General features: G+C 44.8%; 21 protein-coding genes and 1 riboswitch. Of the genes, 19 read left to right on the top strand and 2 right to left on the bottom strand.

The window, feature by feature from the left end:
* Window positions 1–149 precede the first annotated feature (149 nt).
* The 17 genes from MHB49_RS20815 to MHB49_RS20735 all read left to right on the top strand — a co-directional run bounded on the left by MHB49_RS20815 (window position 150) and on the right by MHB49_RS20735 (window position 17,619).
* Window positions 150–1,628 carry a serine/threonine protein kinase gene (locus MHB49_RS20815; RefSeq protein WP_405152839.1) on the top strand — a complete coding sequence of 493 codons (1,479 nt, stop codon included), beginning with the start codon at window positions 150–152 and terminating at the stop codon, window positions 1,626–1,628.
* A 26-nt stretch (window positions 1,629–1,654) separates the two neighbouring features.
* On the top strand, window positions 1,655–2,677 hold the full coding sequence (locus tag MHB49_RS20810; protein ID WP_405152838.1) for an SAF domain-containing protein: 1,023 nt from the start codon (window positions 1,655–1,657) through the stop codon (window positions 2,675–2,677).
* Between the two features lie 74 nt (window positions 2,678–2,751).
* A complete protein-coding gene (locus MHB49_RS20805) occupies window positions 2,752–3,465 on the top strand; it encodes a hypothetical protein (protein ID WP_405152837.1) in 714 nt (237 codons plus the stop codon).
* Entirely contained in the window at window positions 3,462–4,292 is an 831-nt protein-coding gene (locus tag MHB49_RS20800; RefSeq protein WP_405152836.1) for a hypothetical protein, read from the top strand. Before MHB49_RS20805 ends, MHB49_RS20800 begins: the two co-directional genes overlap by 4 nt.
* Before the next feature lie 7 nt (window positions 4,293–4,299).
* On the top strand, window positions 4,300–6,126 hold the full coding sequence (locus tag MHB49_RS20795; protein WP_405152835.1) for an ATPase, T2SS/T4P/T4SS family: 1,827 nt from the start codon (window positions 4,300–4,302) through the stop codon (window positions 6,124–6,126).
* Window positions 6,116–8,182, top strand: coding sequence for a hypothetical protein (locus MHB49_RS20790; RefSeq protein WP_405152834.1), 2,067 nt, complete (start codon window positions 6,116–6,118; stop codon window positions 8,180–8,182). Before MHB49_RS20795 ends, MHB49_RS20790 begins: the two co-directional genes overlap by 11 nt.
* Before the next feature lie 60 nt (window positions 8,183–8,242).
* Window positions 8,243–8,728, top strand: coding sequence for an ABC transporter permease (locus MHB49_RS20785; protein WP_405152833.1), 486 nt, complete (start codon window positions 8,243–8,245; stop codon window positions 8,726–8,728).
* A 16-nt stretch (window positions 8,729–8,744) separates the two neighbouring features.
* Window positions 8,745–9,143 carry a hypothetical protein gene (locus MHB49_RS20780; RefSeq protein WP_405152832.1) on the top strand — a complete coding sequence of 133 codons (399 nt, stop codon included), beginning with the start codon at window positions 8,745–8,747 and terminating at the stop codon, window positions 9,141–9,143.
* Window positions 9,140–9,691 carry a hypothetical protein gene (locus MHB49_RS20775; RefSeq protein WP_405152831.1) on the top strand — a complete coding sequence of 184 codons (552 nt, stop codon included), beginning with the start codon at window positions 9,140–9,142 and terminating at the stop codon, window positions 9,689–9,691. Before MHB49_RS20780 ends, MHB49_RS20775 begins: the two co-directional genes overlap by 4 nt.
* Window positions 9,678–10,661: a hypothetical protein gene (locus tag MHB49_RS20770; RefSeq protein ID WP_405152830.1), complete on the top strand. Its 984-nt coding sequence runs from the start codon at window positions 9,678–9,680 to the stop codon at window positions 10,659–10,661. Before MHB49_RS20775 ends, MHB49_RS20770 begins: the two co-directional genes overlap by 14 nt.
* A 132-nt stretch (window positions 10,662–10,793) precedes the next feature.
* Window positions 10,794–12,344 (top strand): ABC-F family ATP-binding cassette domain-containing protein, encoded by a 1,551-nt coding sequence (locus tag MHB49_RS20765; RefSeq protein WP_405152829.1) that lies wholly within the window; start codon window positions 10,794–10,796, stop codon window positions 12,342–12,344.
* Window positions 12,345–12,477: 133 nt separating this feature from the next.
* Window positions 12,478–12,587: riboswitch (TPP riboswitch) on the top strand.
* Window positions 12,588–12,823: 236 nt separating this feature from the next.
* Window positions 12,824–13,477 carry a thiamine phosphate synthase gene (locus MHB49_RS20760; RefSeq protein ID WP_405152828.1) on the top strand — a complete coding sequence of 218 codons (654 nt, stop codon included), beginning with the start codon at window positions 12,824–12,826 and terminating at the stop codon, window positions 13,475–13,477.
* 25 nt (window positions 13,478–13,502) lie between these two features.
* Window positions 13,503–14,765: a glycine oxidase ThiO gene (thiO, locus tag MHB49_RS20755; protein WP_405152827.1), complete on the top strand. Its 1,263-nt coding sequence runs from the start codon at window positions 13,503–13,505 to the stop codon at window positions 14,763–14,765.
* On the top strand, window positions 14,728–14,931 hold the full coding sequence (thiS, locus tag MHB49_RS20750; RefSeq protein ID WP_405152826.1) for a sulfur carrier protein ThiS: 204 nt from the start codon (window positions 14,728–14,730) through the stop codon (window positions 14,929–14,931). The genes thiO and thiS overlap by 38 nt, the downstream gene beginning before the upstream one ends.
* A gap of 3 nt (window positions 14,932–14,934) precedes the next feature.
* Window positions 14,935–15,702 (top strand): thiazole synthase, encoded by a 768-nt coding sequence (locus MHB49_RS20745; RefSeq protein ID WP_247898011.1) that lies wholly within the window; start codon window positions 14,935–14,937, stop codon window positions 15,700–15,702.
* Window positions 15,699–16,748 (top strand): ThiF family adenylyltransferase, encoded by a 1,050-nt coding sequence (locus tag MHB49_RS20740; protein WP_405152825.1) that lies wholly within the window; start codon window positions 15,699–15,701, stop codon window positions 16,746–16,748. Before MHB49_RS20745 ends, MHB49_RS20740 begins: the two co-directional genes overlap by 4 nt.
* Window positions 16,749–16,923: 175 nt before the next feature.
* On the top strand, window positions 16,924–17,619 hold the full coding sequence (locus MHB49_RS20735) for a winged helix-turn-helix domain-containing protein (protein ID WP_405152824.1): 696 nt from the start codon (window positions 16,924–16,926) through the stop codon (window positions 17,617–17,619).
* A gap of 130 nt (window positions 17,620–17,749) precedes the next feature.
* On the opposite strand, the gene MHB49_RS20730 is transcribed toward MHB49_RS20735, so the two are convergent.
* Together MHB49_RS20730 and MHB49_RS20725 are read right to left on the bottom strand one after the other, a co-directional pair.
* Complete coding sequence (locus MHB49_RS20730) at window positions 17,750–18,250, bottom strand: C40 family peptidase (protein WP_247898008.1); 501 nt, start codon at window positions 18,248–18,250, stop codon at window positions 17,750–17,752.
* Window positions 18,251–18,531: 281 nt separating this feature from the next.
* The gene (locus MHB49_RS20725; protein ID WP_405152823.1) at window positions 18,532–19,173 is read right to left on the bottom strand and encodes a thiamine diphosphokinase; all 642 of its coding nucleotides are present in this window, start codon (window positions 19,171–19,173) and stop codon (window positions 18,532–18,534) included.
* Between the two features lie 188 nt (window positions 19,174–19,361).
* On the opposite strand from MHB49_RS20725, the gene MHB49_RS20720 reads away from it, so the two are divergent.
* Window positions 19,362–20,030 carry a trimeric intracellular cation channel family protein gene (locus tag MHB49_RS20720; protein WP_405157199.1) on the top strand — a complete coding sequence of 223 codons (669 nt, stop codon included), beginning with the start codon at window positions 19,362–19,364 and terminating at the stop codon, window positions 20,028–20,030.
* Between the two features lies 1 nt (window position 20,031).
* On the top strand, window positions 20,032–20,511 hold the full coding sequence (locus MHB49_RS20715; protein ID WP_405152822.1) for a low molecular weight protein-tyrosine-phosphatase: 480 nt from the start codon (window positions 20,032–20,034) through the stop codon (window positions 20,509–20,511).
* The last annotated feature ends 85 nt before the right edge of the window (window positions 20,512–20,596 follow it).

The following is a 20,596-nucleotide window of genomic DNA, read 5'->3' as shown; positions in this document are numbered from 1 at the left end:
CAATACCTTATTGTCTATACTATAATGATACCAATATTAACCATAACAAGTTGAGGGAAAGCATCCCGAAGTGAAGAGTCCGGATATCCGGTCTGTTCCGCTTCGGTGAAGCTTTCCCTTTTTTGTTATGCATACAAGGAGGAGTACATATGAGACATCCGGCCAGGCTCGAACGTGGAAGCCTGCTGGGAGGAAGATATCGTATCGTGTCCATTCTCGGAACGGGTGGAATGAGTCATGTATATGAAGCGGAGGATTTGAAGTTACCGGGTAAAACCTGGGCGATCAAAGAAAGCGTGACGGCGATGCCATACGAAGGCAGTATGGAGTCAGAAGCTGCTCTCCTTACATCTCTGAGACATCCCAGATTGCCACAAATCGTAGATTTTTTTGTCCCGGATGAGCACGGGTATACGTATCTTGTGATGGAGTATATCGAGGGATTGACACTTGGTGAGTATTTCAAGCAATGTCGAGGGAAGATTCCGCTTGAACATATGACGGAGTTTGTGCTTCAGTTGCTGGATGTATTAAGTTATTTGCACAGTCTGGACCCGCCTGTCATCTATCGGGATTTAAAACCATCCAACATTATGATTACTCCGGAACATGAAGTCAGACTGATTGATTTTGGGATAGCAAGGAGCTATAAAGCACAAAGCGTCGATGATACGGTTAAATTGGGAACGGCAGGTTTCGCTGCACCGGAACAATATGGTTCAGGACAGACGGATGCACGTTCTGACCTGTATGGGCTTGGAGCATTGCTGCTCTATCTCATGACTTGTGGAGCTTATACGGAATGGATTCAGGGAGTAGAGAGTTCCATTCGCAGTGATGTACCTCGTACTTATATTCCTGTTGTGAGAAGGTTGTTACGACTGAATCCGAATGAGCGCTTTCAATCGGCTGATGAAGTTCGTAAGGAGATGCTGCGCAGACCGGGATTAACAGCTGGTAGTTTAGAAACGACGGTGACGATAAGCGGAGGGACCAGAGTGATCGCTTTGACAGGGGCATCATCCGGAGTTGGGGTTACGCATACGGCCATAGCCATCAGTCACTATCTGGAGCGGCAGAATTTCAAAGTAGCCATAATCGAAATGTCACCACGTTCCCAATCGTTTGCACGTATTCAACAAGTGGCGCATGCAGGTAAACCCGTGCCAGCAGGCAGACAGTTTGCAGTGGATGGTGTGCATTATTGGAAACAATCAGGAAGAGCAGACATCCTGTCTTTATTAGGAGGCAGCTATCAGTTCATTGTGATGGATCTGGGCAGTGGTCAAGATCAGAACCGGCTCGAAGAGTTTCTCAGAGCAGATCTGCCCATTGTTATTGGTTCTGGTGCCGAATGGAGACAAGCAGAGATTGGAGCTTTTGTCCGTTCACACAATCGGTACCCGAGAGACAAATGGATTTACTGCCTGCCACTTGCAGCATCTGACGCCGTTCAGCGGATGCGCAAAACGTTGGATACTTCCAGTGTCTATGGTCTGCCTTTACATATCGATCCTTTTGATCGGGAACCGCAGATGGATAAGGTTTTTGCTCATATTCTGACTCATATGATGGGGCAGCTTCCCAAGAAACGTTCACTCTTTGCAAGAAGAAGAGTACATGATTAGAAGAAATTGCGAAAGGAGAGCCTCTTTTGTCTAAATTACGAAAACAAAGCCGTCAACTGATATATGCCGGACTGACGGGAGCAGGAGCAATCGGTTTATTGTTTGGGGCATATGTCATTTACAATGTCAAAACCATGAGTGATACGAGGGCTGAAGTGGAGGCTCGTTACTCATCAGTCTACGAACAAAAAGAAGCTGAATTGATGCAACAATGGAACTCGGGGGCACAGGGATGGGTAACTATACGGGATGTTGAAGCAGGAGAGTCGATATTGCCCGAGGATATCAAACTGATAGCCGTTCCAGATGCACAGGCACCAAGGAATCTGTGGTCGAGCTCCAAGCAGATGGATGGTCAAGTGGCGAAAATAGAATTAAAAAAAGGAACAGCCATTACAACTGAAATGGTGTATGAGGATACCCCGCCTTCGCCGGATTTAAGAAATCGTGAACTACAGGTTGTATTACTACCTTCTTCACTTGCTAAGGGAGACATCATTGATATTCGTATTCAGTTTCCAACGGGCCAAGACTACGTTCTCCTGTCCAAAAAGAAAGTCGAAAGATTAAATGCAGCTACCCTATGGATTACGATGACGGAGGAGGAGATCTTGTCCCTTTCAAGTGCAATTGTAGATGCCTATTTACATAAAGCTTCAATCTATGCCTTAACCTATGTAGAACCACAGTTCCAGACACCAGCAATCCCAACATACCCTGCCAACAATGAAGTGTTAAAACTGTTGGAGAGTGATCCTAATCTAGTGCGTCGGGCTGAAGTGGAGTTGGCACGGCAAGTAAGGAGTTCGCTAGAAAGCTCACTCGCCGCATCCATCTCTGCGCCATCTCAAGGTGTGGAGCAGGATGTTGCACAATCTTCCGTCTCATACAATAATCGCCCTGGAGCGAGTAACTCTTCATCTACTGATGGGGTCATATGGAATGACGGTTCAGGTAGCGGCGGAACGACGGGTACAGAGAGCAATGATTCTTCAGCATCAGCTTCGAGTTCGGATGAGCAGAAAAGCTTGCTGACGGGCGGGGAGTAAAACACGAGAAAAACAATCATTTTTTCTCTTCGTGTAACAACGATTAAAAGAATTTAAAAGGGGCTTTGATAGCTATGCAAATATGGATTTTTGCCGGGTTATGCGAGAAAAATGACCTGATGCTGTACCTTTGCAAAATATTGGCATCCTCCGGTAAACGTGTCTTACTTGTTGATGGAACATTACAGCAGAAATATGGATATGGCGTAGGGGGAAGTCAGCAATCTCTGCGTATTACAGAGTTTGAGGGCTTTGATATTGCCTGTCAGTTCGTAACTTCAACAGCGGTTGAGAGTCATCTTGAAGCGAGTGGCGAGAAATTGGAGACCTATGATTATGTCCTTTACGATATGGAAACATCGCACTTTGCATCACGTGATCTATGGCTCACGGCTGATATCCGTGTCTGGGTCAGTGATTATGAACGTTACAATCTGGAACGAGGTAAAGGCTGGCTAAAGCGTTTGCTTGAAGAACAGTCCCTGCCTGCAGAACTGCCTTTCCAGCGTATTTTGATCAATGCCGTTGATTGCAAACTAGAAGCTCGATATTTGTGGGCGTATCTGGAAGGTAGTCCATTTGTATGGACAGGGGAATCGCTGATGTTGCCTTGGGATGAACTGACCGCAGCAGTCAAACTGGAAAACGAGCATCATCGCCGGATACGCCTGGGGCCATTATCGCGGAACTATAAAAAGTCGCTATGCAGGTTAGTGGAGCAGTTGACCGGTTGGGAAAATGTCCAGAGTCGGCGGGCTATTAAAGAAGCAGAAAGGATGAGGGCATGAGCACTATTACGTTTTGGAGTCCTTTTGCTGGAACAGGCAGCACCTCAAGTGCGTTAATCGCCGCCTATGCCATGGCACTTCAATATAGGACAAGAATTTTGCTTGTAAATACTGGTCCAGTTGGGAGTAGCACAGAAGCTGCCCTTCCCCCCAATGAAATTGGGGAAACAGGTTCGGATTTTAATTTTGAAGAGGGGGGATGGGATGCGATTGAACGGCTGCATATCAGCGGGAGTCTGAATAAGCATAATTTGAGGGATTATACCAAGCCTCTCCTTAAAGACCGTCTGGATCTGTTGACTGGAAGAATTAACCGATTGGAACGTTCAAAAGAAGAGCATGTGGAGACATTAAAAAGGCTGCTGCACGTAGCCAATGAATATTATGATCTGGTTCTTCTAGATGCAGATCGTGCAGGCACAAGTGCCCCGGTTCTGCTGGAACACGCGGACTTCGTTGTGGTGAACTTGAATCAAAATATGAGGGATTTGGAGTGTTTTTTTGAAAAAATCAGACCTGAGAGTATGAGTGATCAAAAGCTGCATGTCGTACTGAATAAGTATGATCCACATTCACGCACAAGCATTACTAATATTCGTCGACGTTTTCGATACAAGGGATCGATATCAGTGTTGCCGTATACTACAGGATTTCTGGATGCCTTTAATCGTCGTGATGCGGCCGCGTACTTGCAATTGGAAGGTCTAAGCAACAATAAAGATATTCGTAAAGGGAGCTTTGCGGCAAGTATGACTGAACTCGCTCGCCTCATTATGGACGGGGCAGGGATGCGTACTGTACTAAAGAGGCTGGAAAGGGGAGCCTGAACATCCGATGCTCTGGAATACCCTGTGGTTAATTTTAATTTTGCTGTTATGCCTTGCATGTGTTTGGTTTAAATACAGTATTTCCCATCGTGAAAAGAATAAACGTGCTCCTGAGCGTGAATCCTTCACGATTGAAGTGCTGACAGAGAAAGTAAAAAACTCGCTACATGAGCTCAGTCATAGTCAACTGGCTGATGCCGGATTGCATGAAGAAGAATATCGTCGAAGAATTAATCAGCGTGCCGAGATGCGTAAGGCGCTTAAAGGTTGTGTATCAGGAAGCATAAGTGACAAAACGTATGTCAAAAATCTGATAGGTGATCTGCTTACCCGCAGCATAGGACTGAACAAGACGAATATAGATGAGGTTATTTATTTTGGGGAAACGGAGTTGCTGACGGTTCAAGATCAATTCGAAATCGTGTTTTATCTATACCGGCAGCAATTTGGTGTCGATGCCTTGTCCCGCATGATTGATACCTATGATCTTGGCAGATTGAGGCTGGGTGAAGGTGCAGACGATGGAGGAAGTTACTATATCTCCGAAGAGGACATCCGATATGTGTTTGAGTGTGAGTACAGAGAGCTTGGATTCAGAGAAAAAACAGATATCATCGTTCAGCGCATCTATCAACATTACAAAGGTTTCTCAGTGGTTGATGAAATAAGGGATCAACGAATAGATGGTGTTAGTGGTGGAGTGAGCGGTATGCTGGATGCCGTTCAGGATATGGGGCTACGGCAGCCAGCTTCGTGGAACGATCTCTTGGAGGATGGACTTGAAGATGCTGCCCTTGAAGAGCCACTTAGCGGAATGGAAAGTGTATGGATTTTCTATAAAGGTAAGTCGATTCATCTGTCCTTTCTGTCATTTGGCAGTATCCGTGAACTGAAAAGGGTATGTCAAAATATTTATAAATACAACTATCCAGGACAGCTTTCAGAAGCGAATGGATACAAGGTAAACGAGATGAAGGATGGATCACGTGTCGTTGTTGTGCGCCCTCCCTTTGCTGAATCATGGGCATTCTTTGTCCGGAAATTTGATATTCCCAATGCTTCACTGGAGCAGCTGATTACCGGAAACAACGCAGAACTGCCAATCACTTTACTGCAATATTTGATGAAAGGAAGTCGAATTACAGCTGTAACAGGAGCACAGGGGTCGGGTAAAACGACGCTGCTCATGGCGATGGTGAAACATATATACGCTTCGTATACCCTACGTGTGCAGGAAATGGCTTTCGAGCTACAGCTGCGGCGTATATACAGTCGGCGTAACATTCTAAGCTTCCGGGAGACCGAGCACATTTCAGGTCAACAGGGACTGGACTTACAGAAAAAGACGGACGGTACTGTAAATATACTTGGTGAGGTCGCAAGTGACGAGGTAGCAGCATGGATGATTCAGATGTCCCAGGTTGCCAGCCTGTTCACCCTGTTTACCCATCATGCCAAAACGTTTCGTGATCTGGTCTTCTCCCTCCGTAATTCACTGCTCAAAACAGGTATGTTCCAACATGAACATATTGCCGAGGAGCAAGTAGTAAGTGTCATTAATTTTGATGTACATATGAAAAAAGACGCAGAGGGAAGAAGATATATCGAACGAATCACGGAGTGTCTGCCACTTTCGAGTAAAGGGGACAGCGTGGAAGAACGGGCGGGCTTTACGTCTCGCAATGTAATTGAGTACAGGGATGGCAATTACATTGTCACAGCCCCGATCTCCATAGGGAGTATCACGGATATGCGGGATCAGATGACCATACAGGATGCTGAGCGGTTCGAACAGTTCATCCAGCAACATTGGGGTGATACCTATGACCGTTAAGCTGTTACTTGTTTTGATGCTGGGCATATGTGCAGGTGGCCTGGTAATTACACTGCTTGTACTGAATCTGTTACGTCATAGAGGAATTGACACTGCAAGCAGATCTATCGGAAGCGCTAAGCTGAACGTAAGAAGTACGTTTCGGTGGGGATCTTTCCTATTAAAGTCCTATCGTTGGGGCATGAAAGTGCCGCTGCTCTCCATGTATATTTTGCAAGTACAGAAACGAATCTCATTCCGGCATATCGGGGACGAACCAGCATTAAGACGAATGACGATGAACGTGGTTCTAATGATCTCCGGAGGATACGGCAGTATCAGTGTAATCCTTTTCCTCTTGCAGCCGGGTATTGCCTTTGTCATATTGTCGGTACTATGTGCTGTAGTTCTAAACAGTCTTGTGCTGGATATGTGTCTGAATCGTATGGAAAAGCGACTGTTGGTGCAAATGTTGGACCTGTTTGCCGACGTGAGACATCGGTATCATCAGCATGGGATGGTAGAGGAAGCACTGTATGAAGCAGCGGAAGCAGGGAAAGGAGAGGCAGCCGAGCAAGTGCTGTTGATCTATGAAGCATTAACTTCTCCGGATCCTAATGAAGCTTTGGAACGTTACTATGAGATTGCACCAAATCGCTTTCTTAAAGGTTTTGCCGGTATTTCATATATGGTGATGGAGTTCGGGGATAAGGATAGAGCACAGGGTTCGATTTACTTGAAAGGCTTGGGAAATCTGACGCAGGAAATTCATCTTGAGATTTTGCGGCGGGACAAATTGGACTATCTGTTAAAAGGGTTAAATATCATTGCCCTGGCCCCCGTTCTGTTCACAGCTCCAATTGAACGTTGGGCCAGAGGAAGTTTTCCAACGATGGATGAATTCTATCGCAGCAAAATCGGGTTTGTTACCAAAATATCGATCTACGTCATTATCATACTTGCCTATCTTCTCTTGCAAAGACTTCAGCAATATGATGAAACCCGTTATCGCACAGGGCGCAAACACTCCAGGATCGATCAGTTCCTGTACAAGCAGACGTTCATTCGTAAAGTTGCGATGTTATTCGCGGCCAAACCTGGCAGTACCAATTACAGCCAAACCGTAAGACTGATGCGGGAAAGCAGCTCGGAACTGAAATATGAATGGCTGGCTATACGAAGGCTGATGTTATTTGCAAGTTGTTTTGTCCTGACCCTCGGCTGTGTCTTTCTGCTGCATCAGGTTGAACGAAATCACATCTTACATGATCCTGTGAGAGATGACCGGATGTTTGGCACGATGGGAGAGGCGGAATTGAAGCAGGCAACCGAAAAGTCAAGTTTGGATCAAGCCGTGCTCGAGCGCATTGAAATGAAGCGAGGAGCAACTTTTGATGAGATCTCCAATGCATTACAGTCCATAAATCGCGTTCAACTGGACCATGATACACAGACTGCAACCATTGCACGCATCCTGCAAAAGCTTGAAGTGTACAACAAGCAATACCTCCGCTGGTGGGAGTTCATTATTGCGGTGATGATCGGTATTGCGGGGTATCACATACCGATCTGGCTCATGGTGTTCCAACGCAAGATGAGAAGCATGGACATGAGGCATGAGATCTATCAGTTTCAGACGGTTATCTCAATCTTGCGAGAGATGGATCGTATGTCTGTAGAGGAAATATTAGAGTGGCTGAATCGTTTTGCTGTCATTTTCAAAAGGCCGCTGCAAAAGTGTCTGTTGCACTTTGAACACGGACCGGAGCATGCGCTTGAACAACTGAAAGAGGATGCGGGCCTGCCTGAATTTCAGCGTTTGGTTGAAAAGCTGCAGCTTGCACTAGGCAAAATTTCAATTCGTGAAGCTTTTGATGATCTGGACAGCATGATGGCCTTTTATTTTGAACAACGGAAACAGGAGTATACCAAGATGATTGATGTGAAAGCATCATGGGGAAGAATGATCGGATTTACACCGATGTATGCCCTGATCTTCCTCTATCTGGTCATTCCGCTGGTAGGTATGAGTTTCCTGCAAATGAACATTTATTATGAACAGATTCAGAAACTGTAACGAGCATGTACGTGACAGTCTGAAATATATTAAAAACTAATCATTATAGGAGGATTTATCATGAACAATGCATCAAGCGCTTTAAAGGTGGCAGCAGGAATATTTCTGACCATCGCCCTTATTACAATTGTAGTTCTGTTGTTTATTTCGGCTCAAGAGGCAACCAAAACGGCGCAAAACAATTTTGCTGATATCCAGACCGAGTTGTCTCAAGCTGCATTTACGGTGTATGACGGAACAACTATTAGCGGATCGCAGGTTACGAATGCATTGCGTAAATATGCGGACAAGGATCAGTTCGGGATTCAAGTTATTACAGGTAAAAATAAAGGAGGACAATGGTATGGAAATCAGTTGAACATTTCCCAGGATCTCAATAATGAGGATTATGGCTCTGTTATTAAACCAGATGAGAAAGTGGGCGTAATCAACCAGACCATGAGTGAAAAAGATAACCAATATGTCAATCCAAGCGGTAAATTCAAAGCGATTATCGTAAAAGACAGATCCAACGTAGTAAGAGGACTTATTTTCCAGCAATCCTGACAGGAGTTGGTTTATCATGTCCCAGAATACACAGCAGTTCATGTTGTTCTGTACGGCGGTTGTCCTATTTGTGACAGCCTGCCTGTACGGGCAGCAGAATGTTAGAGTTCTATCAGACGCTTTGAATCATTTGGTACGTACGACAGCAGACATGGAAGGAAGATTAAATACCACTCTGCGTATAAGCGAGCCAACCCTTTATAGTGGTGCGGAAGTCTTACACACTGTAAGGCAAATGACAGGAACGATGGTCAGCGTTGAGGTGGAGGGGAATGCATATGTCATTGATCCTCTTGTAAACAGAAACGAGACCATACCTGTTCAGCTTGCCGCTTCGTATAGACCCGAGTTCATAAGAAATGAGGCTGGCGAACTGCTAAAGATTGCATTTTGGAAGGAGGGCAGTACACCTTGATTAATGCCACATCCAAGCTGCTTGCTGTTTTGCTGGCAGTGATTTTGCTTTATGTATACCCGGCAGCAGAGACTGCTGATCGACAGGATGACATGGCACGCATGACCGTTGTTCAGACGGTTACCCGTTTTGTTGATGCGGTCAGAACAAAGGGATACATTACCCCTGCCATGTATGCAGAGTTCGAAGAACACCTGGCCCGAACGGGGAATGCCTATGAGATATCCATGGAGCATTTGCACAAAAAATATGTTCCTCATTACTCTGATCCGATGAATCAAAACACATTCACTGGTACCTATGAAACTGTACAAGATGGCTATTATTCAGCTCAAATTAAAGCAAAGCTGTTTCCTTCGTCCGGTGCGCTGGTTTTAGACGATCCTGGGAGGAGGTATACACTGGCCATGGGGGATTTCTTCACAGTGACCGTCAAAAATACGAATCGCACGCCTGCCATGTTGATTCGTGAATGGTTGAACGGGACTGCGCAGGCTGCAGCTGTATTTACCACATATGGGGGAATGGTACTCAATGAAGATTACTGATCTTTCCATTGTGTTTGTGCTTATCTTTTTACCTATATTCTGGCTGATCTCTCACAACACAAACAATGCTCACGAGGTCCAATATTTAAGCAGTCGATATAAAATGGCACTTCAGACTGCTGTATTGGATGCAGGGGCCGTGATGCATCAAAATGAGAAGCAAAACGATGAAGCAGGATATGATTCGACCAAATTTGTAAAGGCGGATAAAGAGCTAGCTTTGACTACGTTTACCCAGACCATGGCGTTAAATATGGGAATCCAGGATGATCCTGCTGCGATACGGGCCATGTTTAATTACATTCCTGCACTGGTCATGTTGGATTATGATGGTTACTATATTTTGGCGAATGAAACAGAGCTTACCGGAAACCCTGAAGATTTATTTAGGCAGGTATGGAGTCCCAAAAAGCCCTATACATATTTTGATTCAAACGGTAGCAGTATTAACTTCACACTCGATGGGTATGTGTATGCCTATGATGCCGGCTTGGGGAAGTGGGTGGAAGGTTTTCAGAAAGAACTGGCCTCCAGCACGCAAATCCCTCTGCTTCAAAATGCCGAGACGTTTGAGCAGGTCAGACGAAGTCGGATCGTGACAAGTGTGCAGGAAGATTTGGCAGATGTAATCAACCGGCATAATGAGTTTGCAAGAAGGAATGGTGTTTCCTATACCTTTACCATGCCTTTAATTTCACAGGAAGACTGGTACAATTCGTTAAATGACACGGGCCTTATGGCTTTTATTCAGGGAATACCTGTAGGTAACCAAAAAATTAACAATTATGCTATCGGTGGTGGCAGACTGGTTAAGAAAACAGCTATTGTTGGCGGAGTTGATCCGGTAAGTGGAATTAAATATTATTACCCTTCCACATGTAGCAATGGTTATAGAGCCGAAGAAGTGTTTACAAATGCCAAACAAGCGGCAGCGCAAGGATATTTTGAGTTTAACTGTTCGTTAAATTAACGGCAGTCTTTTTGTAATAAAAAACTGAGGTTTGGTGAGAGGTTTACATTACTTTCAGAAAAGGCGATACCTGTGCTAAAATAGGGTTTCGGAACGATAGTAATGTCCAATAGATAGGAGCAACCTCATCTTATGAGTTTATTGACAGTAGAGAACGTGAGTCACAATTTTGGAGACCGCACGTTATTTAAAAATGTATCTTTTCGTTTACTTGCCGGAGAACGTGTAGGCCTTGTTGGTGCAAATGGTGTGGGCAAGTCCACATTGATGAACATCCTTACCGGGAAATTGTTAAAGGACGAAGGGAAGGTCGAATGGACCCCCAAAGTTCGTTATGGATATCTGGATCAGCATACCAAGCTCACGCCTGGAAAAACGATTCGTGATGTGTTGAAGGATGCGTTCCTGCCATTGCTTGAGCTGGAGAAAGAAATGATGTCCATCACCGATCAGATGGCAGACGCCGATGCAGATAAGCTCGAATCGTTGCTGGAAGAAATGGGTGACATTCAGGAACAATTGGAGCAAGGTGATTTTTATCTGATTGATGTGAAAGTAGAAGAGATGGCAAATGGTCTTGGCTTGTCCGCCATCGGTCTGGATCGTGACGTGGCCGCGCTTAGTGGTGGTCAGCGTACAAAGGTATTGCTTGCCAAGCTTTTACTGGAGAAACCTACAGCACTTCTGCTGGATGAGCCGACGAACTACCTTGATGTAGAACACATTGAATGGCTGACACGTTACCTGAAGGATTATCCGTATGCGTTTATTCTGATTTCGCATGATACGGAGTTTATGAATGAGGTCGTTAACGTTATTTATCATTTGGAATTTGCCAAATTGACGCGTTATTCAGCGAACTATAACAAATTCCTTGAAATGGCCGACATGAATAAGGCGCAGCATATTGATGCTTATGAGAAACAGCAGGAATATATCAAGAAGCAGGAAGATTTCATTCAGCGGAACAAAGCCCGCGCTTCCACTTCCGGTCGTGCCAAGAGCCGTGAAAAGCAGCTCGGCAAGATTGAACGGATTGATCGTCCAGACGAAGCGGCCAAACCCACATTCAAATTCAAGGATGCCCGGGCGAGTAGTAAAACCGTCTTTGAGGGCATTGATTTTGAAATAGGGTATACGTATGCCTTATTGCCCAAAATGACGATGACGATTGAGCGTGGTGAGAAAATTGCCATTGTTGGCTGTAACGGTGTAGGTAAATCCACACTGCTCAAAACTATTTTGGGTAAAATCCCGCCAATCAGCGGAAAGACCTTCTTGGGTGACTATTTGGAAACAGCCTATTTCGAACAGGAAGTACGTGCAGGTAATATTACCCCAATTGAAGATGTGTGGAATGAATTTTCTCATCTGACACAGAATGAAGTTCGAGGCCATCTTGCACGCTGCGGATTGAAAAATGAGCATATCACCCGTCCACTTAACGCACTTAGTGGTGGTGAACAAGCTAAAGTTCGTTTGTGTAAACTTCTGATGCGTGAAAGCAATTGGATATTGTTCGATGAGCCTACAAACCATTTGGATGTGACGGCCAAGGCGGAACTGAAACGTGCCTTGCAAGAATTCAAGGGTACCGTACTGCTCGTATCCCATGAACCTGAATTCTATGAAGGTTGGGTTACCAAAACGTGGGATGTTGAAGCTTGGTCTGAGAAACAATAGTTTCTTTGAGCTATTCTTCCCACAAGTACACCAACTTCGAAAACCATATTTCCTTTTACTAGGGATATGAATGAATATAATAAAAGTACGGTGACAAAAAATGGAGTCTATGGTAACATAGGCTTCAGCTTCATATGAACACTAGGGGGGCCGCACGACGCGGCTGAGATGGAAGAATGCGATTCCGGACCCTTTGCACCTGATCTGGATCATACCAGCGTAGGGAAGTGGCGCGTTTTCAGCTAATGACAAAGGGTGTTATCGATGATTTTGCGATATTGCCTGCAAGATGAATCATGCGGTTTCCAGGTATACTACGTTGCGACTATGGATGGTTTCATAGTGGGTTATGCGTTATGTATAGAGTAATTGCATGCAACAGTCATTTAGTTGATTCATGAATTTTAAATTCGTGGCCACTCCCTACGGGAGTGGCTTTTTTTGTTGTTTTAGATCGGCTTAAATCATGCAAGAGGAGGGTGAACAGGACGGCAAACTTCCACAAACATGTAAAAACACAATCATTCGAACTGCATGTGGTTTCATCAGGTACAGGAGATAGGGACTCTTTCCTGAATACAGCTAAGGATATTTGGAGGTGGGTCGATTATATCCACATTCGGGAAAAAAAGCTGAACCCTGAGCAGCAGATGGATTGGGCACAAAATTTAAAAACACAAGGTGTTCCATCTAATCGAATTGTTATGAACGGCCTAGATCAGCTGGATCAACATGCTTTGTTTGGTGGTGTGCATTGGGGTCAAGCAGTTATTCGCCGCTATGATAAGGATGTGTTGAGGATAGTCGATCGGCCCCGCTTAGGGATATCGGTTCATTCGCTGGAAGAAGCAAAAGTTGCTGAAGAACGTGGTGCGGACTATCTCTTCTATGGGCATGTCTATCATTCAAGTAGTAAACCAAATTGTGAACCTAGAGGGCTTAGTGCATTGGCTGAGGTGTGCTCCAATGTTTCGATTCCGGTGATCGCGATTGGCGGGATTGGACCTGAGCATATTGCTGCCATTCGGACTGCTGGTGCCAGAGGAGCGGCTGTGATTTCAACGATTTGGACGAACGATAGGCCAGAACTGGCCGCAGCTTCATTGCGGCAGGCGATCGTGTATTCAGAGTAGTACGCCGAATCAAGGAGATGAGATCATGAGTGAGGAAGCAAAAAATAGAAGTGGGAATCGTTCAAATTTTCATCCAGGAACGGTACCCATGAGAAAAGCTGGAACCGAAATTCGAGGAAAACTGCATGCAGAAACCATTATTGTAGGCGGAGGAGTTATCGGATGTGCCATCGCATGTGAACTCGCAACCCGAGGCCATGACGTTCTTCTGGTTGAGCGTGCGCGAATTGCCGGGGGAACTTCCAGCGCAGCCGCCGGAATGCTTGCTGCTGACAGTGAGGAATTCACTCATGCTGTGATGGCGAAGCTTGCACGGCAAAGCAAAGCGCTGCTTCATGAGCAAAAGGAACGAATCAGTTCGCTTAGCGGAGTAGATATGGGGCTGCAACAGAGTGGTTTTATTACTCCTTTTCGTTCATACAGTGAGGTCAGCGATTACAAAAATAGCCGATCTTCGAATTTCTCTGAAAAACCCATTTGGTGGGATCGTGTCGCTGTTCAACAGGAAGCGTCATGGTTGAACAGGAATACGTACGGTGCATATTACAGACCTTCCGAGAGCGAAGTTCTTCCTGTCCATCTAACTCAGGCTTATGTCAGATCGGCCCAAGCCATGGGAGCAAGGGTGGTGGAAGGTGTTCAGGATGTCCGCTTGCATACGGATTTCAACGGAGTGCAGGGAATCAAGACTTCAATAGGAACGATGACATCGAAGAATGTCATTGTTGCAACAGGGTTACATGGAGATGAGTTGATGAAACAAGTGGACATTGGTTTACCTGTTTTGCCTGTGAAGGGTGAAATTGCAGCGGTGCAGTTCTCACCCCATCATGTTGGTTTCAGACCTGACAAAACGGTCTATGCAGAGGATATATATATTGTGCCCAAAGCCAATGGAGAAGTGTGGCTCGGTGCAACCAGCCTTCCTGGAAAAACAGATACAAAAGTCTCAGTTCAAGGCATTCAGAAATTGCTTACTGCTGCGACAAGCTGGGTACCTGGCATGAAGGAAGCGCATTTTCTTCGGGCATGGGCAGGAGTTAGACCTTCGACCCCGGATGGATTGCCCTATATAGGGGCTTGTGATAGTATTCCCGGCTTATTCGCTGCTTTTGGACACTATCGTAATGGCATACTGCTTAGTGCGATTACGGGCAGCTTAATGGCTGATTTGATCTACGGTAAAACTTCTGAAGAGTTGGGAATTCAGGATCTTAGTCCAAATCGTATGAACCGAAAGGAGATACTCAGTGAATATCATTGTCAACGGACAAACCATGCAAATTGAAGATAGCATAGATCGTGTGGACAAATTGCTCCAATCATTTAATTTGCAAGTTAAAACCGTCGTGGTTGAATTGAATCGGCAAATTTTAACACGTGAATATCATGAGACAACGGCAATAAAAGACGGAGATCGAATTGAAATTGTACATTTTGTGGGAGGCGGTTGAACTATGTTGAGGATTGGAAATTATACATTTGAGTCCAGATTGCTTTTGGGTACAGGCAAATTTTCGGACTTGGAAGTGCAAAGCCAGGCGGTTGAAGCTTCAGGTACGGAAGTATTAACATTTGCAGTTCGGCGTTTGAATCTGGAGGATCGGAACAAACAGCATTTTCTGGACACATTGGACTTAAAAAGGTATACGCTGCTTCCCAATACAGCTGGTGCTTCAACGGCAGAGGAAGCTGTGCGAATTGCTGAACTTGCTCGGGCTTCGGGTCTTTGTGATATGATAAAAGTGGAAGTCATCGGCGATGGAATCACTTTGCTGCCTGACCCGATTGAAACCTATAAAGCTTGCGAGATCCTGCTTGAAAAGGGCTTTACGGTACTGCCTTATATTTCGGACGATGTTATTTTGGCCAAGCGATTGCAGCTACTCGGCGTACATGCTGTCATGCCTGGGGCTTCGCCCATAGGGGCGGGGAGAGGAATTATTAATCCTTATAATCTGGAGATTATTATTGAACAAGCTGTCGTTCCTGTCATTGTGGATGCAGGACTTCGTGCACCTAAAGATGCTGCTCATGCAATGGAACTGGGAGCAGACGGTGTATTGTTGAATACAGCCGTCTCCGGATCCGGAGACCCAGTGAAGATGGCGAAGGCAATGCGAATGGGGGTTGAAGCAGGCAGACTGGCTTATGAGGCAGGCATGATTCCCGTAAAGCGCTATGCAGCAGCGAGTAGTCCGGTGGAAGGAATGGTTCATACATGACTAATCAGACACAATCCTCTGAGCAGGGAGACCGCTATTCCAGACAGGAACGGTACGCACCTATCGGTAAGGATGGTCAGCATCGATTGAATAACAGCAGAGTATTAATTGTTGGAGCGGGCGCGCTTGGCACGGGAATTGCAGAAACACTGGTACGTTCAGGTATTGGCCATATTACCATTGCAGATCGTGATTATGTGGAGTGGAGTAACCTGCAGCGGCAACAGTTATATGTAGAGCAAGATGCCATTCAACGAATGCCCAAAGCGATGGCAGCCGAGAAGCGCCTGTCTGACATTAACTCTACCGTTGAAGTTATAGGTAAAGTGATGGACGTCAGGGTGGATGAACTTGAGGAATTGGTTCAGAACGCAGATCTGATCATGGATGCAACAGATAATTTTGATACCCGGTTATTAATAAATGATATGTCTCAGAAGTATCGTATCCCCTGGATTTATGGTGGATGTGTGGGCAGTTATGGAATTACCTACACATTTCTGCCTGGAGAAACCCCTTGTTTAAACTGTTTGTTGGGTGAGATTCCATTAGGTGGGGACACATGTGATACTTCAGGTATTATCCCTCAGGCGGTGCAGATGGTTACGGCGAATCAGACTGCTGAAGCGATGAAATTTCTTAGCGGCAATGTAGGTGCGCTGAGACACAAATTGCTGTCATTCGATGTGTGGAGAAATGAATACATATCCATTAACGTCGACGGTGCCCGCAAAGAAGATTGTCCTTCCTGCGGAGTAAAGGCTAACTACCCGTACCTCTCTGCCTCAAACCTAGAGAAAACAGACGTATTATGTGGCAGGGATACGGTACAGATTCGTCCTTCACGACGTATGAACCTGGATCTACAGCACACGGCTGATCGCCTCAGCAAGCTGGATGAAGGCAAAGTAGAGGCTAATCCGTTTTTGGTTTCTTTTACAATCGGAGCCCACAGGATGGTCATTTTTCAGGATGGCCGTGTCCTTGTGCATGGAACAAAAGACACGGCAGAGGCACGTACACTGGTTCATCGCTACTTTGGTTAGAGAAAAAACAAATGAATGTTCCGAGTTCATTCCTTTCAGGAATGGACTTTTTCATTTTACGGCATGATAAACATACAACAACGCTGTGATACAAAGTGAACTCAAGAAAAATGTGGGGACAAGTGTAATTGAAACCATCCGATGTAGCAGCGTATAAGACAGGCCGGGTGAGAAAATGAAAACATCCATATTACTGATTGGCAGGGGAGATCTGGTTACTTTTATCCAAGAAATATTGTGTGGTGAAGGGTACCAGGTCGAACAATTGGAATGGACAGATTTAAACCGTATTTCTGAATCAACATTAACAAATCTCAATATGATTATATTAATGAATGAAGGATGTCAGGAAGATACTCTTACAAATGGATTAGAGGATTTCGTAAAAAAAGGTGTCCTTTCTCCATTGCTTGTCATAACTCCAAAGACATCTCCTGAAATAATCGTGGAATGGCTGGATTATGGTGCAAATGATGTGATTGAAGAGCCTATACATCGTAATGTCCTGTTGGCCAGGGTACGAAATCTGTTACGTCTGTTTGCACATGTATCACAGGAAGATGAAGAAGTCATTGTGGTGCATGATCTTAAAGTGAATCTTCGTTCACGTCGGGTAAGTCGTGCAGGAGAATATCTGGTATTGACTCCAAAAGAATACGAATTGCTGGAGTTTTTGGCTCGTCATGTGAACGAGGCATGTCCGCGGAGGGTTATTTTAAGGGAAGTGTGGGGGTATGATTTGGATTTTGCAATGGATACCAATGTCGTGGATGTGTACATCAAGCACTTGCGCGTGAAAGTGGATAAGGGGAAAGACATTAAATTAATTCATACCGTTCGTGGAATCGGCTATATGCTTCATACCAAATAAAAGGTCATATCGCCGAACCCATTTCTGTTTTCCATATAACTCCTAGTTTGAACACAGAACTTCATGGGGTAAATATAAAAAGACCGGATCATCAGATCCGGCCCCTCTCACTTCGTATCTAAAAAATGAACTACAGTACGCGGCGAGCTTTAATATAAGTTTTTTTCCAATTACCCGAGTTTAAGTCGGAGAGAGTAACACCTGGTGATCCGTACGTGTGCAGAATTTTTCCGTTTCCTGCATATACAGCTACGTGAGTAATATTGGAGCCAGTAGAGCGACTACCGCTAGAAAAGAAGACCAAATCTCCAACGCGCAGATTCGCTTTAGATACAGCTACGCCTTCTTTGGATTGCTTAACGGATGTACGCGGCAAATCAACACCATACTTTTTGAAGATGTATTTCATAAAAGAAGAGCAGTCAAAATTTCTGGTTGTAGAAGTTGACGCGCCAAATTTATATGGAGTTCCTGTAAAAGTTTTACCATAGTTCACGATTTGTTGTCCTGTGGATACAGACGCGCTTGCTGCCTGTGCAACAGGTGCATTAGTCATTAATACAGCTCCAAAACCTAGTGTAGCGCACAACCCGACGGTTACGGCCTTTTGGACAAAGATGTTTGTTTTCATGTAGTTACCTCCAAAATTCGTTTTCGTTTAGTTGCTAGAGCGAGTATAACAGCTTTGTAACAACCTAGAAATTGGATGGAACCTGATTGTCCTTAGGGCCGCAATGGTTTGGGTTTGTTTATTAAAATACCATTAAAAATGTCAAAAAATTAATCATTGACGAATGTAGAATGTTTCAAACATAGAAAAGATCCTTGTGTATCAAGGGTCTTTGTTATTTTTTGAGATTGTTTTTAATCCGAATCATAGGTTACAAAAAAGTAATAAGTAGTTGCAGGAGGTTAATCTTTGCTCTGAATAATGAGTAATAATCCACTATTGATCGAGACAGTGCCAGACTTTCCAAGCAGCTTGTTACTAATACCTAAAGATTGTCCCATCCGTATCGTGGCTTGATCTAGTGGGTACATGAAACCTTCAAGCGTAATTCCTGTCACTTCATTAGTGAGTGGGAGCAGGGAAACATACTCATATCCACGGTCTTCAACATAAGCTTCGGAGGTCGTTAACATCATATAATTGTGTTCATCCTGCAAAATACAGGAAATATGATGCTGCATAGCGCGGACCATAATATGTACGTTAGCCAGTGTATGATCCATGCGAGTGCCCGTTGCGCCCAACATAAGAATGTCAGTAGGCTCAAGTTCCAAAGCTGTTTCAAATGCCATCTCGGTATCCGTTAAATCCTTATGCACAGGATCGCAAGTGATGATCCGTTCGCTGTTATCTCGTACACTTTCTCGCTCCTGTTCGGTAATGGAATCAAAATCTCCTACTGCGATATGTGGCTGAACTCCATGTTCTATTAAGAATAACGCCCCACGATCGGCTGCGATAATAATGTCATCCTTACTGATTACATTTAAAAATTGAGGAGAGAGATTTCCACCTGTAAAAATAACAATTCGTTTCTTGGTCATTCTATTTCATCCTTCCTGATCAATAAAGAAACAATTCACTTCTAACTTAAGGTGCTATTTTGACGCAAAAATCATTCATAAAACCAGTATAATCCACAAAATGTGGTTGCACAATTTCGGCTTGCGCGGATACAATGGGTAGAGCGACATGGAGATGACTTGAAAAGTGAGGTTTGAACAGGTTGGACTTGCACATTTTTGAAGTGTTCAGCATTATAGGCACCATTGCATTTGCAATGTCCGGAGCTTTCGTGGCAATGGAAGAGGAATATGATATTTTGGGCGTACTGGTGTTGGGACTCGTAACCGCATTTGGAGGCGGAGTTATTCGTAATGTTCTCATTGGTGTACCCGTAACCATGCTGTGGAGCCAGGGAGCGCTAATTATGCTCGCTCTAGTGTCTGTTGCCATTGCGTTTGTATTACCTCTTAAGTGGATTGGTCACTGGAAGCGGACAGAGGCGTTGTTTGATGCGATAGGACTTGCAGCGTTTGCGATTCAAGGAGCGTTATACGCGGTAAATATGGGCCATCCCATCAGTGCCGTTATTGTTGCCGCAATGATGACCGGTATAGGCGGAGGGATTATCCGTGATCTGCTGGCAGGAAGGAAACCACTGGTGCTGCGGGATGAAATCTATGCCGTTTGGGCCATAATCGCTGGTTTTGCCGTGGGTATGGGCTGGTTCACTACAAACGTGGGATTGTTAATATGTTTCGCGTTAGTTGTGATCTTCCGGATGTGTTCTGTTCATTATAAATGGAAGCTGCCACGTCGCTCTCTGGTGCAAACGGAGAGTGTGAAACCTCAGCCAGCAAGAGCGCCACTTAACCGCACCTTGAGTAAGGGGGATTAACATGATTAATGTTTTGTTTGTATGTTTAGGCAATATTTGCCGATCGCCGATGGCTGAAGCCATCCTGCGCCACAAAGTTAATGAAAGAGGACTAGCTCAGCAGATTCGTGTGGACTCGGCAGGTACAGGAGACTGGCATGTCGGTAAACCTCCGCATGAGGGGACTCGGAAATTGCTTGATTCGCGTCAAATTTCTTATGCCGATATGGCTGCAAGACAATTTGGAAGTGAAGACTTTGTACAGTTTAACTACATTATATGCATGGATGATTCCAACGCCGCTAACGTAAAGAGTGTTGCAGGCGGTGAAGAAGAAGAAATTATCAAGATGATGGATCTCCTGCCGGACGAAACACTCCGCGAAGTTCCCGACCCGTATTATACTGGGAATTTTGAAGAAGTTTACAGGCTGCTTGATGCAGGCTGCGATGTGTTACTGGAACGGATTGAAAAGCACCATTCATTGAATAACATCGGATAATGTTTGTAGTAATGATATGTGTGATACAAGAGAAGAAGCCGAAATGGACAAGCAGGTGTGCCTGCTTCTTTTTTGAGTTTATTTG

Origin of the sequence: Paenibacillus sp. FSL K6-0108, assembly GCF_045040695.1 — a bacterium.
Lineage (GTDB): Bacteria > Bacillota > Bacilli > Paenibacillales > Paenibacillaceae > Paenibacillus > Paenibacillus pabuli_B.
This window is presented reverse-complemented; position numbering and strand designations above follow the sequence as displayed.

Bases quoted from the DNA above. Each gene is read 5' to 3' on its own strand.
- MHB49_RS20815 (WP_405152839.1), top strand. From the start codon at position 150: ATGAGACATCCGGCCAGGCTCGAACGTGGAAGCCTGCTGGGAGGAAGA.
- MHB49_RS20805 (WP_405152837.1), top strand. From the start codon at position 2,752: ATGCAAATATGGATTTTTGCCGGGTTATGCGAGAAAAATGACCTGATG.
- MHB49_RS20800 (WP_405152836.1), top strand. From the start codon at position 3,462: ATGAGCACTATTACGTTTTGGAGTCCTTTTGCTGGAACAGGCAGCACC.
- MHB49_RS20795 (WP_405152835.1), top strand. From the start codon at position 4,300: ATGCTCTGGAATACCCTGTGGTTAATTTTAATTTTGCTGTTATGCCTT.
- MHB49_RS20790 (WP_405152834.1), top strand. From the start codon at position 6,116: ATGACCGTTAAGCTGTTACTTGTTTTGATGCTGGGCATATGTGCAGGT.
- MHB49_RS20785 (WP_405152833.1), top strand. From the start codon at position 8,243: ATGAACAATGCATCAAGCGCTTTAAAGGTGGCAGCAGGAATATTTCTG.
- MHB49_RS20780 (WP_405152832.1), top strand. From the start codon at position 8,745: ATGTCCCAGAATACACAGCAGTTCATGTTGTTCTGTACGGCGGTTGTC.
- MHB49_RS20770 (WP_405152830.1), top strand. From the start codon at position 9,678: ATGAAGATTACTGATCTTTCCATTGTGTTTGTGCTTATCTTTTTACCT.
- MHB49_RS20765 (WP_405152829.1), top strand. From the start codon at position 10,794: ATGAGTTTATTGACAGTAGAGAACGTGAGTCACAATTTTGGAGACCGC.
- thiO (WP_405152827.1), top strand. From the start codon at position 13,503: ATGAGTGAGGAAGCAAAAAATAGAAGTGGGAATCGTTCAAATTTTCAT.
- MHB49_RS20745 (WP_247898011.1), top strand. From the start codon at position 14,935: ATGTTGAGGATTGGAAATTATACATTTGAGTCCAGATTGCTTTTGGGT.
- MHB49_RS20740 (WP_405152825.1), top strand. From the start codon at position 15,699: ATGACTAATCAGACACAATCCTCTGAGCAGGGAGACCGCTATTCCAGA.
- MHB49_RS20735 (WP_405152824.1), top strand. From the start codon at position 16,924: ATGAAAACATCCATATTACTGATTGGCAGGGGAGATCTGGTTACTTTT.
- MHB49_RS20730 (WP_247898008.1), bottom strand. From the start codon at position 18,250: ATGAAAACAAACATCTTTGTCCAAAAGGCCGTAACCGTCGGGTTGTGC.
- MHB49_RS20725 (WP_405152823.1), bottom strand. From the start codon at position 19,173: ATGACCAAGAAACGAATTGTTATTTTTACAGGTGGAAATCTCTCTCCT.
- MHB49_RS20715 (WP_405152822.1), top strand. From the start codon at position 20,032: ATGATTAATGTTTTGTTTGTATGTTTAGGCAATATTTGCCGATCGCCG.